This is a genomic window from Streptomyces sp. NPDC013187 (genome assembly GCF_042899705.1).
GTDB classification, from domain to species: Bacteria; Actinomycetota; Actinomycetes; order Streptomycetales; family Streptomycetaceae; genus Streptomyces; species Streptomyces hawaiiensis_A.
Genome location: NZ_JBIBAF010000019.1, coordinates 61,179 through 76,215 on the forward strand (window position 1 = coordinate 61,179; position 15,037 = coordinate 76,215).

14 protein-coding genes are annotated in these 15,037 nt (G+C 71.6%); 5 read left to right on the forward strand and 9 right to left on the reverse strand.

Features of this window, described 5'->3' with window-relative positions:
- Positions 1-31 precede the first annotated feature (31 nt).
- The 4 genes from hpt to dacB all read right to left on the reverse strand — a co-directional run bounded on the left by hpt (position 32) and on the right by dacB (position 4,790).
- Positions 32-592 (reverse strand): hypoxanthine phosphoribosyltransferase, encoded by a 561-nt coding sequence (gene hpt / locus ACFY5B_RS33310; protein WP_053669745.1) that lies wholly within the window; start codon positions 590-592, stop codon positions 32-34.
- Between the two features lie 61 nt (positions 593-653).
- The gene (gene tilS / locus ACFY5B_RS33315) at positions 654-1,742 is read right to left on the reverse strand and encodes a tRNA lysidine(34) synthetase TilS (RefSeq protein WP_389976907.1); all 1,089 of its coding nucleotides are present in this window, start codon (positions 1,740-1,742) and stop codon (positions 654-656) included.
- Positions 1,743-1,938: 196 nt separating this feature from the next.
- Positions 1,939-3,078: a zinc-dependent metalloprotease gene (locus tag ACFY5B_RS33320; RefSeq protein ID WP_389976910.1), complete on the reverse strand. Its 1,140-nt coding sequence runs from the start codon at positions 3,076-3,078 to the stop codon at positions 1,939-1,941.
- Between the two features lie 125 nt (positions 3,079-3,203).
- Positions 3,204-4,790 (reverse strand): D-alanyl-D-alanine carboxypeptidase/D-alanyl-D-alanine-endopeptidase, encoded by a 1,587-nt coding sequence (gene dacB, locus ACFY5B_RS33325; RefSeq protein ID WP_389976913.1) that lies wholly within the window; start codon positions 4,788-4,790, stop codon positions 3,204-3,206.
- A gap of 79 nt (positions 4,791-4,869) precedes the next feature.
- Between dacB and ACFY5B_RS33330 the strand changes: the two genes are divergently transcribed.
- Both ACFY5B_RS33330 and ACFY5B_RS33335 read left to right on the forward strand, forming a co-directional pair.
- A complete protein-coding gene (locus ACFY5B_RS33330) occupies positions 4,870-5,361 on the forward strand; it encodes an inorganic diphosphatase (RefSeq protein ID WP_007452023.1) in 492 nt (163 codons plus the stop codon).
- 120 nt (positions 5,362-5,481) lie between these two features.
- Entirely contained in the window at positions 5,482-7,179 is a 1,698-nt protein-coding gene (locus ACFY5B_RS33335; RefSeq protein ID WP_389976916.1) for a threonine/serine exporter ThrE family protein, read from the forward strand.
- 91 nt (positions 7,180-7,270) lie between these two features.
- Here ACFY5B_RS33335 and ACFY5B_RS33340 read toward each other — a convergent pair whose 3' ends face one another.
- Positions 7,271-8,191: a DedA family protein gene (locus tag ACFY5B_RS33340; protein WP_389976919.1), complete on the reverse strand. Its 921-nt coding sequence runs from the start codon at positions 8,189-8,191 to the stop codon at positions 7,271-7,273.
- A 135-nt stretch (positions 8,192-8,326) separates the two neighbouring features.
- Here ACFY5B_RS33340 and ACFY5B_RS33345 point away from each other — a divergent pair, with 135 nt between their 5' ends.
- Positions 8,327-8,692 (forward strand): YbjQ family protein, encoded by a 366-nt coding sequence (locus tag ACFY5B_RS33345; RefSeq protein ID WP_389976921.1) that lies wholly within the window; start codon positions 8,327-8,329, stop codon positions 8,690-8,692.
- A 19-nt stretch (positions 8,693-8,711) separates the two neighbouring features.
- On the opposite strand, the gene ACFY5B_RS33350 is transcribed toward ACFY5B_RS33345, so the two are convergent.
- Positions 8,712-9,473 (reverse strand): MerR family transcriptional regulator, encoded by a 762-nt coding sequence (locus ACFY5B_RS33350; protein ID WP_389976924.1) that lies wholly within the window; start codon positions 9,471-9,473, stop codon positions 8,712-8,714.
- Positions 9,474-9,588: 115 nt separating this feature from the next.
- Between ACFY5B_RS33350 and ACFY5B_RS33355 the strand changes: the two genes are divergently transcribed.
- Together ACFY5B_RS33355 and ACFY5B_RS33360 are read left to right on the forward strand one after the other, a co-directional pair.
- Entirely contained in the window at positions 9,589-10,881 is a 1,293-nt protein-coding gene (locus ACFY5B_RS33355) for an ion channel protein (RefSeq protein ID WP_389976927.1), read from the forward strand.
- 50 nt (positions 10,882-10,931) lie between these two features.
- Positions 10,932-12,338, forward strand: coding sequence for a glutamate decarboxylase (locus ACFY5B_RS33360; protein WP_389976929.1), 1,407 nt, complete (start codon positions 10,932-10,934; stop codon positions 12,336-12,338).
- Positions 12,339-12,612: 274 nt separating this feature from the next.
- Here ACFY5B_RS33360 and ACFY5B_RS33365 read toward each other — a convergent pair whose 3' ends face one another.
- From ACFY5B_RS33365 to ACFY5B_RS33375, 3 genes are all read right to left on the reverse strand, one after another.
- Complete coding sequence (locus ACFY5B_RS33365; protein WP_389976932.1) at positions 12,613-13,374, reverse strand: ABC transporter permease; 762 nt, start codon at positions 13,372-13,374, stop codon at positions 12,613-12,615.
- Entirely contained in the window at positions 13,371-14,321 is a 951-nt protein-coding gene (locus ACFY5B_RS33370) for an ATP-binding cassette domain-containing protein (RefSeq protein WP_389976935.1), read from the reverse strand. The genes ACFY5B_RS33365 and ACFY5B_RS33370 overlap by 4 nt, the downstream gene beginning before the upstream one ends.
- A gap of 73 nt (positions 14,322-14,394) precedes the next feature.
- Positions 14,395-15,036 carry a PadR family transcriptional regulator gene (locus tag ACFY5B_RS33375; RefSeq protein WP_389976938.1) on the reverse strand — a complete coding sequence of 214 codons (642 nt, stop codon included), beginning with the start codon at positions 15,034-15,036 and terminating at the stop codon, positions 14,395-14,397.
- Between the last annotated feature and the right edge of the window lies 1 nt (position 15,037).

Genomic DNA, 15,037 nt, shown 5'->3' on the forward strand with positions numbered 1-15,037 from the left:
CGATCACCGTCACGGCACTCCGGCCGGGTGTTCAGCCGCCGTACACGTGGGGCGCGAGCGTACCGACGAACGGGAGGTTGCGGTACTTCTCGGCGTAGTCGAGGCCGTATCCCACGACGAATTCGTTGGGGATGTCGAAGCCGACCCACTCCACGTCGATGGCGACCTTCGCGGCCTCGGGCTTGCGCAGCAGCGTGCACACCTTGAGGGAGGCGGGCTCGCGCGAGCCGAGGTTGGAGAGCAGCCAGGACAGGGTCAGGCCGGAGTCGATGATGTCCTCGACGATCAGGACGTGCCTGCCCTTGATGTCGGTGTCGAGGTCCTTGAGGATCCGCACGACACCGGAGGACTGGGTGCCCGCCCCGTACGAGGATACGGCCATCCAGTCCATGGTGACGGGGGTGGACAGCGCCCGCGCGAGGTCGGCCATGACCATCACCGCGCCCTTGAGGACTCCGACGATCAGCAGGTCCTTGCCCGCGTACTCCGCGTCGATCTTCGCTGCCAGCTCGGCCAGCTTGGCGTCGATCTCTTCCTTGGTGATGAGCACCTTCTCGAGGTCGGCACCCATGTCTTTCGCGTCCACCCGCATCACTTTCGGTCGTCCCACCGGCCGAGCGGCCCCTCCGCCGCCTGCGGGGAGGGGTCGTGGCTCAGCCTTGCCGAATCACCAGTCTGCCACCCTGCCGCCGGGCCACGACCTTGCCGGGGAGGTTGATGGCTCCCTGACCGCGCCATCCGGTGATCAGCCGGTCGACTTCCTCGATGTGGCGGGCGAACAGCGAGCCGGCGGGCGCACCGGCCGCGATGGCGGCCCGGCGCAGGATACGGCGGCGTACGGCGGGCGGCAGGGCGTAGAGCTTGGCGCACTCAAGGAGGCCCGCGGCGTCGCGGACGGTGGCCTCGGCCTGGCCTGCCCAGGAGTCCAGGGCGTCGGCGTCGTCGCGGGAGAGCCGGGCCGTACGGGCGAGGGCCTCGACGACGCCCTTGCCGAGGGCCTTCTCCAGGGCGGGCAGGCCCTCGTGGCGGAGCCGGGAGCGGGTGTAGGCCGGGTCGGCGTTGTGGGGGTCGTCCCAGACGGGCAGGGACTGGACCATGCAGGCCTTGCGGGCGGTCTGCCGGTCGAGTTCCAGGAAGGGGCGCCGGTAGCGGCCGCCGGCCCCCGAGACCGCGGCCATGCCGGACAGGGAGCGGATGCCGGAGCCCCGGGCGAGGCCGAGGAGGACGGTTTCGGCCTGGTCGTCGCGGGTGTGGCCGAGCAGGACCGCGGCGGCGCCGTGGCGCTCGGCGGCGGTGTCGAGCGCCGCGTAGCGGGCGTCGCGGGCGGCGGCCTCGGGTCCGCCGGTGCGGCCGACGGTGACGGCGACGGAGTCGACGGGGTCGAGGCCGAGTTCGCGCAGCCGCTGGACGACTTCCGCGGCGCGAAGGTCGGAGCCGGTCTGGAGGCCGTGGTCGACGGTGACGCCGCCGGCTCGGACGCCGAGCTTGGGGGCCTCGAAGGCGAGGGCGGAGGCGAGGGCCATGGAGTCCGCGCCGCCGGAGCACGCCACGAGCACGAGCGGCGGAGGTGGGGGTACCTCCGTGCTCGAGTGCGGCCGAGAGCCGGGGGGAGGCTCGTCCGGCGTGGAGTGCGCGTGGGCGTGCGGGACCGCGGCGGGGGCGCGGTGGTGTTCGGTGAGGAGGTCGTGGAGGACGCGGCGGACCGCCAGGCGTATCGCCGCGACCGCAGGATGGGGACCCATGTCCGGTTCCCTTCATGAAGTTTTCGGGGGGTGAGCCCGCGTGCCGGTCACGCAGAGTGTGTAGATGGTGACAGAACCGGGCCGTTCCCCGAGCATTGCACGCCTACCCCTGCCTCACGGTCCCTCGGACGGGTGATTGGAGGGGCGTTCGCCTGCCGTCGGCCGGTTTCCCTTCACGACCTTCCCGCGAAGTTCACTACTCGGCCCTGCGATGCACCCGCGCGACCCAGTCCGCCGGTTTGGCGATCTCCGACTTGGTCGGCAGGGTGTTGGGCGAGGTCCACACGCGGTTGAAGCCGTCCATGCCGACCTCGTCGACGACGGCCCGCACGAAGCGTTCGCCGTCCCGGTACTGGCGGAGCTTGGCGTCCAGGCCGAGCAGCTTGCGCAGGGCCAGGTCCAGGCGGGAGGCGCCCTTGGCGCGGCGCTGCTGGAACTTCTCGCGGATCTCCCCGACGGAGGGCACGACGGACGGGCCGACGCCGTCCATCACGAAGTCGGCGTGGCCCTCCAGCAGGGACATCACGGCCGTGAGGCGGCCGAGGATCTCGCGCTGGGCGGGGGTCTGGACGATTTCGACGAGGGAGCGGCCGCCGTCGTCCTCCTCGGCCTCGGGGCGGCCCCCGGCGAGGCTCTGGGCGGCTTCCCGGACGCGCTCCAGGACGGTCATGGGGTCGACGTCGGTCTCCTGGAGGAACGACTGGATCTCGCCCTCCAGGTGGTCCCGCAGCCAGGGCACGGCGGTGAACTGGGTGCGGTGCGTCTCCTCGTGCAGGCAGACCCAGAGCCGGAAGTCGTGCGGCTCGACGTCGAGTTCGCGCTCCACATGGACGATGTTCGGGGCGACGAGCAGGAGCCTGCCGCCACCCGGTGCGTCGGGGGAACCGCCGGAGGGGAGGTCGCCGGCGGCGGGGGCGAAGGTCTCGTACTGGCCGAGGACCCGGGAGGCCAGGAAGGACAGCAGCATGCCGAGTTCGACGCCGGTGACCTTGCCGCCGACGGCGCTCATGACCGCGCCGCCGGTGGTGGTGCCGCGCCGTTCCTGCATCTTGTCGAGCAGGGGCCGCAGGATCTCCCGGAACCCGGCGACGTTCGCCCGGATCCAGCCCGGCCGGTCGACGACGAGGACGGGGGTGTCGTGCCCCTCCTCGGTGCCCAGACGGGTGAATTCCCGGACGTGTACCTCCGAGGCCTTGGCATGCCGACGCAGCTCCGCGACGACGGCCCGGGCCTCGTCGCGACTGACCTCGGGGCCCGGCCGTACGAGCCGGGTCGCGGTCGCGACCGCGAGATTCCAGTCGACCATGCCGGTTGAAGCACCACCGATGCTCGTCATGCGTCAACCGTACGTGAGGGCCGCCCGCTCGGGCAGGGCGGCGACGACCGGAGCCCCCCGGCGGGCACGTCCCCGACGCCGGAGCGGGTGCGGGCGGCCGAGGCGCACCGAGCCGGTCCCGTCCGTCACCTGCAGCCGCACGCCGCCAGGGCCGTCGCGATCCGGTCCAGGGCCTGCTGGGACGCCGTCGGCCTGCCGGGGTCGGTGCCGGAGGCCATGAACGCGAAGGCCAGCAGGCGGCCGTCCTCGTCGACCAGGGTGCCCGCGAGGGTGTGGACGCCGGAGAGGGTGCCGGTCTTGGCGCGGACGACGCCGGACGCTCCCTCGCGGTAGCGGGTGGTCAGGGTGCCGGTGAAGCCGGCGACGGGAAGGCCGGTGAGGGCCGGGCGGAGCTCGGGGTGGGAGGGGTCGGCCGCCTTCGCGAGCAGCGCGGTGAGGAGCTCGGGGGTGAGCCGGTCGGCGCGGTCGAGGCCGCTGCCGTCCCTGAAGGCGGCTCCCTTCACGGGGAGGCTGAGCTTGCGCAACCGGGAGCCGATCGCCCGGCCGGCTCCGGCGAAGTCGGCCCGTTCGCCCGTGGCGATCGCCGTCTGGCGGGCGAGTGCCTCGGCGATGTCGTTGTCGCTGTTGGTCAGCATGCGTTCGACGAGGGCGGAGAGCGGGGGCGAGGAGACGGCCGCGAGGGACTCGGCCCGGGTCGTGGCCTTGGACGGGCCGGGCGCCGTGGTCTTGACACCGTGCGACGTCAGGAGCTCCCCGAACCGGCGGGCCGCGTCCGCCGCCGGGTCCTTCACGCGCTCGACCGGGCCCCTCACCGAGTCGTTCGTGCGGCCTTCGTCGGCCATCAGGGGGCTGACGAGTGCGAGGTTGGGGTTGTCCCCGATCGGGTGTTTTTCGTCGCCCGCGTAGAGGGTCGTGTCGTAGGAGAGCGTCACCTCGCGCACGCCCCGGTCGGCGAGCGCGGCGGCCGTCCGGGCGGCCAGGGTGCGCAGACTCGCCGAGCCTCCGGTGTCCTCCCGGGCGGTGAGCGTGGGGTCGCCGCCTCCGACCAGGACGACTTCCTTGGTGTCGGGCTCCAGCGCGGCGCGGGTGGTGAGGCGGTGGTCGGGGCCCATCGCGGACAGTGCGGCGACGGCCGTGGCGACCTTCGTCGTGGAGGCCGGGGTGAGCCCGGTGCCCGCGCCGGAGCCGAACAGGCGCCGTCCGGTGGTCACGTCCATGACCGCCGCGGCGGGCCGGGGGCCGAGGGCCGGGTCCTTGAGCAGGGGGCGCAGGGCGTCCGCGAGGGCCTTGCCGTCCGGGGCGGATTTCACGGTGCTGACGCCGCCGAGGCCGGTCAGCACGGGTCCGGCGCTGGGGGCGGGCCGGGGCCGGCCGGGTGCGCCGGGGGCGCTGCCGTGATCTGTGCCACCCGCGCGGCCCAGGGCCACTGCCCGGTCCCGCTCGGCCGTACGCTGACCCGAGGAGTCCCAGGGACCGGCGGCGGTCACCACACCGGCGGTCAGTGCGAGTCCGGCGGTGGCGGCGCCCGCTGTGTACTGCCAGGTCTTCGGCCGAGCGACCTTCGCGACCTGCGGTTTTCCGGCTCGTGCGAGCCGCGCGAGCCGTGGTTTCGTGGCTGCTGCGGCCCGGGCCAGGCGTGGTCGTACGGCATCCGCGAGCCGCACCACGTGCGGTTTCGCGGCCCGCCAAGGCCTCAGCTCTGGCACGACCACCAGCCCCTTTCGCGATCACACACCTGCGTGAGGGACACTTAACCACCAGAACTATGTGTTGATCATGGAGGAGCCACCGGTGGAGTTCGACGTCACGATCGAGATTCCGAAGGGTTCGCGCAACAAGTACGAGGTGGACCACGAGACCGGTCGTATCCGCCTGGACCGGCGACTCTTCACCTCGACCGCCTACCCGACCGACTACGGCTTCGTCGAGAACACCCTCGGCGAGGACGGCGATCCGCTGGACGCGCTCGTCATCCTCGACGAGCCGACGTTCCCGGGCTGCCTGATCCGCTGCCGCGCGATCGGCATGTTCCGCATGACGGACGAGGCCGGCGGCGACGACAAGCTGCTGTGCGTGCCGTCGACGGACCCGCGCGTGGAGCACCTGCGGGACATCCACCACGTGTCGGAGTTCGACCGCCTGGAGATCCAGCACTTCTTCGAGGTCTACAAGGACCTGGAGCCCGGCAAGTCGGTCGAGGGTGCCGACTGGGTGGGCCGCACCGACGCCGAGGCCGAGATCGAGCGGTCCTACAAGCGTTTCAAGGACCAGGGCGGTCACTGACCTCCCTCTCTTGATGCTGACGGGCCGCACGCCTGCGTGTGCGGCCCGTTCGTCCGTCTGTGCGCATACTGAGGCTGTGGGGGGTACGAGGCTGACGTGTCGTACAGGGAGCGCCAGGCAGTGACGGACGCGGAGGACCGCAAACCGAGGTCGGACGAGGCGAGGAGTGCGTTTGTCCCTCCGGCCGGGACCGGCCTCGACGGGGACATGTCGACGACGTCGGAGTTCGCGATCCCCGAGGGGCTGGCCCTGCTCAGAACGGCCGGTTCGGAGTCCGACACGACGTCCGAGTTCGCCGTGCCGCACGGGCTGGACGTCCACGCCGCGCCCTCGGGGGAGCAGGAGGGGTCGGCTTTCACCCCGCCGAGCACGTACAGCTCCAAGCACGCCCCGTCGGCCTTCACACCGCCGAGCGGGATTCCCGTGGTCAGCCTGACCAAGGACGTGCCCTGGCAGGACCGGATGCGCACGATGCTGCGCATGCCGGTGGCGGAGCGGCCGGCGCCGGAGACGACCCAGCGCGGCACCGACGAGAGCGGGCCCGCGGTGCCCCGCGTGCTCGACCTGACGCTGCGTATCGGCGAGTTGCTGCTGGCGGGCGGTGAGGGCGCCGAGGACGTGGAGGCGGCGATGTTCGCCGTGTGCCGGTCGTACGGGCTGGACCGCTGCGAGCCCAACGTCACCTTCACGCTGCTGGCGATCTCGTACCAGCCGTCCCTGGTCGACGACCCGGTCACGGCGTCGCGGACCGTGCGCCGCCGGGGCACGGACTACACGCGGCTGGCGGCCGTGTACCAGCTGGTGGACGACCTCAGTGACGACGAGACGGCGGTCTCCCTGGAGGAGGCCTACCGGCGGCTGGCGGAGATCCGCCGTAACCGGCACCCCTATCCCGGCTGGGCGCTGACGGGGGCGAGCGGGTTGCTGGCCGGCGCGGCCTCCGTGCTCGTGGGTGGCGACCTGATCGTGTTCGTCGCCGCGGCGCTGGGCGCGATGCTCGGTGACCGGCTGGCGTGGCTGTGCGCGGGGCGCGGGCTGCCGGAGTTCTACCAGTTCACGGTCGCCGCGATGCCGCCGGCCGCGATCGGGGTCGCGCTGACGATCGGCCACGTGGACGTGAAGGCCTCCGCGGTCATCACCGGTGGGCTGTTCGCGCTGCTGCCCGGGCGGGCGCTCGTGGCGGGTGTGCAGGACGGTCTGACGGGCTTCTACATCACCGCGTCCGCGCGGCTGCTGGAGGTTCTGTACTTCTTCGTCGGCATCGTCGCCGGTGTGCTGCTGGTGCTGTACTTCGGCGTGCAGCTGGGCGCGCGGCTCAACCCCGACCAGGCGCTCGGGGCCTCCGACGACCCGCTGATGATGATCGGCGCGTCGATGCTGCTGTCACTGGCGTTCGCGGTGCTGCTCCAGCAGGAACGATCCACCGTGATGTGGGTGACGCTGAACGGCGGTGTCGCGTGGATCGTGTACGGCGCGATGCACTACGTGGGGGACATCTCGCCGGTGGCGTCCACGGCGGCGGCCGCGGGGCTCGTGGGGCTGTTCGGGCAGTTGCTGTCCCGGTACCAGTTCGCCTCCGCCCTGCCCTACACGACCGCGGCGATCGGTCCCCTGCTGCCGGGTTCCGCGACGTACTTCGGGCTGCTGGCGATCGCGCAGAGCGAGGTGGACGAAGGGCTGGTGTCGCTGTCGAAGGCGGTGGCGCTCGCCATGGCCATCGCCATCGGGGTGAACCTCGGGTCCGAGATCTCCCGGATGTTCCTGAGGATCGGCTCCGCGGAGAAGCGGCGGGCCGCCAAGCGCACCAGGGGCTTCTAGCGCCGAGGAGGTCGGAGCCGGGGGGTACGTCGGCGGCCACGGGCCGGTGGGGGTGTTCGCGCAGTTCCCCGCGCCCCCCAGGACGGTCGGTTCAGTAGCCGTTGTTGTAAGGCCCCTGCTGCGTGCCGTACGGCTGCTGGTGGCCGCCCTGCTGCTGGTGGCCGTAGCCCGGGGCAGGCTGCTGGTGGCTGCCCTGCTGCTGCCCGTAGCCCGGGCTCTGCGGGTACTGGTTGTAGTACTGCTGGTCGTTGTAGCCGTTCTGGTTGCCGTAGGGCTGCTGCTGCGGCTGCTGGTGGGGCGGCTGGTCGTCCGGGGTGATGCGGCGGAGCTGGGTCGTCGCGTCGTCCATGGCGGGGGCCTGCTGCCGCTGCTCGGGGGCCTCGGCCGCCGCGCGCTTCTTCTTCGAGCGGTCGCGCAGGTACTCGATGATGATCGGGACGACGGAGAGCAGGACGATCAGGATGAGGATCGACTCGACGTTCTTCTTGATGAAGTCGATCTGGCCGAGCCAGTAACCCGCGAGGGTGACGCCGGTGCCCCAGGCGATGCCACCGATGACGTTGTACGTGAGGAACGTGCGGTACTTCATGCGGCCGGCGCCGGCCACGATGGGGGCGAAGGTGCGCACGATCGGGACGAAGCGGGCCAGGACGATCGCCTTGGGGCCGTACTTCTCCATGAACTCGTGGGCCTTGTCCAGGTTCTCCTGCTTGAAGAGCTTGGAGTTGGGACGGTTGAAGAGCTTCGGGCCCAGGAACTTGCCGATCATGTAGCCCACTTGGTCGCCGATGACGGCGGCGAGCACGATCAGCGTGCAGACCAGCCACAGCGGCTGGGTGATGTACGTGCCCTCGGCCACGAAGAGCCCGGCCGTGAACAGCAGGGAGTCACCCGGCAGGAACGCGAAGAGACCGGACTCCGCGAAGACGATGAGCAGGATGCCGGGCAGGCTGAACGTCGAGATCAGGTAGTCCGGGCTGAGCCACTCGGGGCCGAGCGCAAGCGTGGTCACGGGGATGTGGCTCCTGCTGCAGTGGGGTACGGGCGGGGGCTGGCTGCCTCAAAGTATCAACGCAGCCGTCATGGCCCAGGTTCCATGGGCGTACTCAGGATGCACTGTGCGCGGTCCCGGTCAAAGCTGTGGACCATGGGCATCGATGAGTACGGCGGCGGACAGGGCCCGGAGCCCGATGTTCTCGTCGTCACGACGAACGACGTACCCGGCTACCACGTGCGGGAGGTGCTCGGCGAGGTCTTCGGCCTGACCGTGCGCTCCAGGCATGTGGGAAGCCAGATCGGCGCCGGGCTGAAGTCGATGGTCGGCGGCGAGCTGCGCGGGCTCACCAAGACACTGGTGCAGACCCGCAACCAGGCGATGGAGCGGCTGGTCGAGCAGGCACGCGCGCGTGGCGCCAACGGCATCCTGGCGTTCCGCTTCGACGTGACGGAGGCGGCGGACGTCGGCACCGAGGTGTGCGCGTACGGCACGGCGGTGGTCCTGACCCGGGAGTAGCCGCCCGGGCCAGGACCTCTCACGCGTTGTGGCGGGCGGCGTTCGCGACGATCGCGTCCCTCAGGTGTTCGGCGAGCCCCGGGCGCATGGAGTCGTAGAACGCCTTGAAGCGCTCGTCGGCGACGTACATCTCGCCCATGCCCTGGTGGAGCTCGTACGGGCACTCGTAGAACCATCCGCAGATGTGCTGCCGGTGCTCCTCGGCCATGTCCATGGCCGCCTCGCCGGTCGGCGATTCGCCGGCGGTCATCAGGGCGTCGTAGCGCTCGCCCCAGTCGGCCACCTCGGCCTGCATGCGCTTCCAGTCCTCCTTGGTGTAGTTCGCGGCGCGGCGCTGTGACTCGGCGTACGCCTCGGTGCCGCCCCAGCGCTGCTCCGCCTCCTGCGCGTACTGCTCGGGGTCCTTGTCCCCGAAGACTTCGAACCGTTCCTCGGGGGTGAGGTCGATGCCCATCTTGCGTGCCTCCATGGCCTGCTCCACGGCCGCCGCCATCTTCCGCAGCCTCTCGATCCGGGCGGTCAGCAGTTCGTGCTGGCGGCGCAGATGCGCGCGCGGGTCCGTGTCCGGATCGTCGAGCAGGGCGGCGACCTCGTCGAGCGGGAAGCCGAGCTCCCGGTAGAACAGGATCTGCTGCAGCCGGTCGAGGTCGGCGTCGCTGTAGCGCCGGTGCCCCGCGTGGCTGCGTTCGCTCGGGACGAGCAGGCCGATGTCGTCGTAGTGGTGCAGCGTGCGCACCGTGACGCCGGCGAAGCCCGCGACCTGTCCCACGGAATGGCTCACTTCCGCGCCCTTCTTCTTCCGTCTTCTTCCGGGATCCACGATCGGGCCTCACGCCACGTGAGGTGCAAGCGTGTTGCTTACTTATCCCGTTTGTACGGTTTGATCCGTTTATCGTGTGCCCGTGGTCCAGGACTCCGAAGACCGGGCGCCCGCCGTCACCCCGTCGACCCCCGCGCGCGCCCTGCTGCCGTCGGTCCTGCCCGCCGTCGTCGTGGGCGTGATCTCCAGCCTGATCCTGGTGGGGGTGGAGGTCGCCGCCGAGCAGCTGCAGGACGTGCTGTGGGAGACCGTGCCGGACGCGCTCGGGGTCGGCCGGTACTCCGTGGCATGGATGTTCGCGGTGCTCGTCGCGACCGGCATCGCGGTCGGGCTGGTCGTGTGGAAGGTGCCGGGGCACGCGGGCCCCGATCCCGCCACCGTCGGCCTGGAGGCCCCCGTCCTGCCGCCCGTGGTGCTGCCCGGGCTGCTGCTGGCGAACGCGCTGATGCTGGCCGGCGGCCCGAGCCTCGGGCCCGAGAACCCGATCATCGCCACGAACGTCGGCCTGGCGGTCTGGCTGGGCGGCCGGTTCATCCCCCGGGCGCCGGGCCGCATCTGGCCGGCGCTGGCGGAGGCGGCGACCATCGGCGCCCTGTTCGGCACCCCGGTGGCGGCCGCCCTGGTGATCTCCGAGGTGCTGGCCCGCCAGGAGACCCGCGGCATGCTGTGGGACAGCCTCTTCGCGCCCCTGACCGCCGCGGCCGCCGGTTCCCTGACCATCACCCTCCTCGACCACCCGAGCTTCGCCCTGAACCTGCCCTCCTTCGGCCGGCCGGGCTGGTCCGACCTGCTGGCGTCGGCCGTGGTCGCGGCGGTGGGCGCGCTGCTCGCCCTGTGCGCCGTGCGGGCCTTCCCGTACGTCCACGCGGCCTTCCAGCGGCTGCGGCACCCGATGCTGATCCTCCCGGCGGGCGGGGTCGTGCTCGGCGCTCTCGCGGCTGCGGGCGGCCATCTGACGCTGTTCAAGGGGCTCGACGAGATCGCCACGCTGGCGCACGACCCGGACGGCTGGTCGGCCGGGGAGTTCGCCGTCATGACGGTGGTGAAGCTGGCTGCGCTGGTCGTCGCCGCGTCCTGCGGTTTCCGTGGCGGGCGGATCTTCCCCGCCGTGTTCGTCGGTACCGCCCTCGGCCTGTGCGCGCACGCCCTGGTGTCCGGGGTGCATCCCTCGGTGGGGGTGTCCGCCGGTGTGCTCGGGGTGCTGCTGGCGATCACGAGGCAGGGCTGGATCAGCCTGTTCGTGGCCGCGGTGCTGGTCGCCGAGCCGGGGATCATCGCCCTGCTCTGCATCGCCTCGCTGCCGGCCTGGCTGCTGGTCACGGGCCGGCCGCAGATGCAGCTGCGCAGGGACGGCACGTCGGTCCACTGAAGCCCCCTGACGTCTTCACCCCCTTCAGAACTCACCCCCGGAGACACCCGATGCCGCTTCACGAAGGTCCCCGGCAAGCCGCCGAAAGCCGTCTGTCCGTCAACCCCTTCTACGGTCCCGCCAACCCGCTCGGCGACATGGCCGAGGCCCCGCCCACCCACCGGCTGCCGGAGCAGCCCATCGCACCGGCGACCGCCCACCAGCTGGTACGCGACGAGCTGATGCTCGACGGCAACGCCCGGCTGAACCTCGCCACCTTCGTCACCACCTGGATGGAACCCGAGGCCGGGCTGCTGATGGCGGAGTGCCGGGACAAGAACATGATCGACAAGGACGAGTACCCGCGCACCGCCGAGCTGGAGCGGCGCTGCGTGGCGATGCTCGCGGACCTGTGGAACGCCCCCGATCCGGCGCGTGCCGTGGGGTGTTCGACGACCGGGTCGAGCGAGGCGTGCATGCTCGCGGGGATGGCGCTGAAGCGGCGCTGGGCGAAGCGCAACGCCGACCGTTACCCGGGCGCGCGGCCCAACCTGGTGATGGGCGTGAACGTGCAGGTCTGCTGGGAGAAGTTCTGCAATTTCTGGGAGGTGGAGGCCCGGCTCGTGCCCATGGAGGGCGAGCGGTTCCACCTGGACCCGCGGACCGCGGCCGAGCGGTGCGACGAGAACACCATCGGCGTCGTCGGCGTCCTGGGCTCCACCTTCGACGGCTCCTACGAGCCGGTCGCCGACCTGTGCGCGGCACTCGACGCGCTGCAGGAGCGGACCGGACTCGACATCCCGGTGCATGTCGACGGGGCGTCAGGGGCCATGGTCGCGCCGTTTATCGACGAGGATCTGGTGTGGGACTTCCGGCTGCCGAGGGTGGCGTCGATCAACACCTCGGGGCACAAGTACGGGCTGGTCTACCCGGGTGTCGGCTGGGCGCTGTGGCGGGACGCGGAGGCCCTGCCCGAGGAGCTGGTGTTCCGGGTGAACTACCTGGGCGGCGACATGCCGACGTTCGCGCTGAACTTCTCCCGCCCGGGCGCGCAGGTCGTCGCGCAGTACTACACGTTCCTGCGGTTGGGCCGGCAGGGCTACCGGGCCGTCCAGCAGGCCGCGCGGGACGTGGCCACGGGGCTGGCCGGGCGCATCGAGGCCCTCGGCGACTTCCGGCTGCTGACCCGGGGCGACGAACTGCCGGTGTTCGCCTTCACGACGGCGCCGGAGGTCACCGCGTACGACGTCTTCGACGTCTCCCGGCGGCTGCGTGAGCACGGCTGGCTGGTGCCCGCGTACACCTTCCCGGAGAACCGTCAGGACCTGTCCGTGCTGCGGGTGGTGTGCCGCAACGGCTTCTCCGCCGACCTCGCCGATCTGCTCGCGCAGGACCTGGAGCGGCTGCTGCCGGACCTGCGGCGGCAGCCTCGCCCGCTGACCGAGGACAAGGGCGCTGCGACCGGCTTCCACCACTAGGCCGCGTCCGCACCGCCCGACGGGACGGGCGGCGCCTCAGCCGCCCGTACCCTGCCTGCCGGGGCTGGGGTCCGTCGTTCGGATCAGGTCGCAGGGAATCGACGGTGCTTGCCGAGGTCGGTGAGCGGGGCCCGGTGCGTGTAGCTGCGAGGCGGAGGAGGGGGGCGACGCGGTGGGGGCCCCTCCTCCGCCTTGCATCTGCACGCACCACGCCCCGCTCGGGTCGGCCGAGAGGCGCTGTCACTCTCGGCCGACCTGATCCAAACGACAGGCCCTAGCGGCTCAGCCGCGCGAACCTCCGTACCGCCAGCGGGAAGAACACCGCCAGCAGGGCCAGGGGCCAGACGACCGCGGCCCATGCGTGCCCGGACTCCGTGCCGGGCACGCCGAACAGGTCCCGTACGGCCGTGGCCGTGTGGGACATCGGGTTCCACTCGACGACCGTGCCCAGCCAGCCGGGCATGGAGCCGGGCGTGGCCAGCGCGTTGGAGAGGAAGCCGACCGGCCAGACCAGGATCTGCACGGCCTGGACCATCTCCGGCTTCCCGGCGACCAGCGCCAGGTGGATGCCGATCCACAGCATGGCGAACCGGAACAGGAGCAGCAGGCCCACGGCTGCGAGGAGGGCCGCCGGGCCGCCGCCGGGCCGCCAGCCGAGCGCGGCGCCCACGCCGATGAGCACCAACAGGCCCGTCGCCGACTGGAGCATGTCGGCGGCCGAACGGCCCACCAGCACCGCCCCGTCGGCCATCGGCATCGATCGGAAGCGGTCGATCACACCCTTGTTCAGGTCCTGCGTGACGGCGAGCATCGTGCCCTCCAGGCCGAAGGCCATGGTGAGCGTGAGCATGCCGGGGATCAGGTAGTCACGGTACTCGCCGCTCACCCCGCGGCCGCCGCCGACGAGGTAGCCGAACATCAGCAGCAGCATCACCGGGAAGACAAGGTTGACGACCAGCTGCACCGGCTGCCGTCCCCAGCGGGCGAGTTCCCGGCGGGTCATGGTCCAGGAGTCGGTCAGGGCGTGCGCGGTCACGCGGTCTCCTTCACTCGGCGGTCGTCTCCGGTGAGGTGCAGGAACACCTCGTCCAGCGTCGGGCGGCGCAGGGCGACGTCCTCCGCCTCGATCCCGGCCTCCCGAAGGGCCCGTACGACCCCGGAGAGCGCCTCCATGCGGTCGGTGACCGGAGCGCTCAGCAGCCGGCGGTCGGCGTCGACGCTGATCCGGGTCAGCGGCAACAGCGCGACGGCGGCCCCCAGTTGACCCGCGTCGCGCAGGACCACGTCGATGCGGTCGCCGCCCGTCTCGGCCTTCAGTTCGTCCGCCGTGCCCTCGGCGATGACCCGTCCGGCGGCGACGACCGAGATGCGGTCGGCGAGCTGGTCGGCCTCCTCCAGGTACTGGGTGGTGAGCAGGACGGTCGTGCCGCCGCCGACCAGGGAACGGACGGACGACCACACCTCGGCACGGCCGCGTGGATCCAGACCGGTGGTGGGCTCGTCCAGGAACAGCACCTCCGGCTCGGTGATCAGGGACGCGGCGAGGTCCAGGCGGCGCCGCATGCCGCCGCTGTACTGCCGCACCGCCTTGCGGCCGGTGTCGGCCAGGTCGAAACGCTCCAGGAGTTCGTCCGCACGCGCGCGTGCCCGCCGCGCGCCCAGGTGGTGCAGCCGGCCGAACAGCTCCAGGTTCTGCCGTCCGCCGAGCTCCTCGTCGAGTGCGGCGTGCTGGCCGAGCAGGCCGATGCGCAGCCGCACGGCGTAGGCCTCGCGCACCACGTCGTGCCCTGCCACCTCGATCCGGCCCGCGTCGGGTCGCAGCAGGGTGGACAGGACCCTCACCAGGGTGGTCTTGCCGGCTCCGTTCGGGCCGAGCACTCCGTGCACCGTGCCGCGCGCGACCGTGAGGTCGAGCCCGTTCAGCGCCTTCTTGTCGCCGTACGTCTTCTCCGCGCCTTCGACGGTGATCGCCGCGTCGGCCACTGAGCCTCCCCATCTAGTCAAAGTTGACTACAGGCTCGAAGGTATCCCCGCCCGAGCCATTCGTCAAACTTGATTAGTGGTCGTCCCCGGGGTGCCGCTCCCCCGTCGCGTACGGGTTCTCCTCGCCGTCGGCCAGGACGCCGACGAACGGGTCGCCCTCGTCGGCGAAGGTGTAGGCGCCGCCCTCGATGCGCTCGATGAGACCGCGGGTCCACTCGGCCTCGGAGTCGGCCGTGTGGACCCACATGTTCATGATCTCGCCGATGTGCCCGAGCTGCCCTGGGCCCTCCTCGGGCACGTAGTGCTCCAGGACGGAGGTCCGCCACTGCTCGATCCGCAGGGTCCGCTCCTTCAGCAGCGCGACCGCCTCGGCGCGCGGCAGGTCGACGATGAAGCCGACGGCCGCCGTCTTCACGTCCGCGCGCTGGTCGTAGGTGACCAGCGCCTCCCGCAGCAGCCGGAAGTACTCCTCGCTGCCCTGCCCGGTGATCTCGTACTCCGTGCGCGGCGGACCGCCGGCCGTCGACGGGGCGATCTCGTGCGCGTGCAGCAGCCCCTGCTTCGCCATCTGCTTCAGCGCGTGGTAGATCGAGCCGGGCTTGGCGGTGGACCACTCGTGCGCGCCCCAGTACTCCAGGTCGTTGCGCACCTGGTAGCCGTGGGCCCGCCCGTGCATACGGACCGCGCCGAGCACGAGGAGGCGGATCGTTGACATG

Excerpts from the sequence above, each read along its gene's own strand:
- hpt (WP_053669745.1), bottom strand. The coding sequence starts at position 592 with ATGCGGGTGGACGCGAAAGACATGGGTGCCGACCTCGAGAAGGTGCTC.
- tilS (WP_389976907.1), bottom strand. The coding sequence starts at position 1,742 with ATGGGTCCCCATCCTGCGGTCGCGGCGATACGCCTGGCGGTCCGCCGC.
- ACFY5B_RS33320 (WP_389976910.1), bottom strand. The coding sequence starts at position 3,078 with ATGACGAGCATCGGTGGTGCTTCAACCGGCATGGTCGACTGGAATCTC.
- ACFY5B_RS33345 (WP_389976921.1), top strand. The coding sequence starts at position 8,327 with ATGGGCATCGATGAGTACGGCGGCGGACAGGGCCCGGAGCCCGATGTT.
- ACFY5B_RS33360 (WP_389976929.1), top strand. The coding sequence starts at position 10,932 with ATGCCGCTTCACGAAGGTCCCCGGCAAGCCGCCGAAAGCCGTCTGTCC.
- ACFY5B_RS33375 (WP_389976938.1), bottom strand. The coding sequence starts at position 15,036 with ATGTCAACGATCCGCCTCCTCGTGCTCGGCGCGGTCCGTATGCACGGG.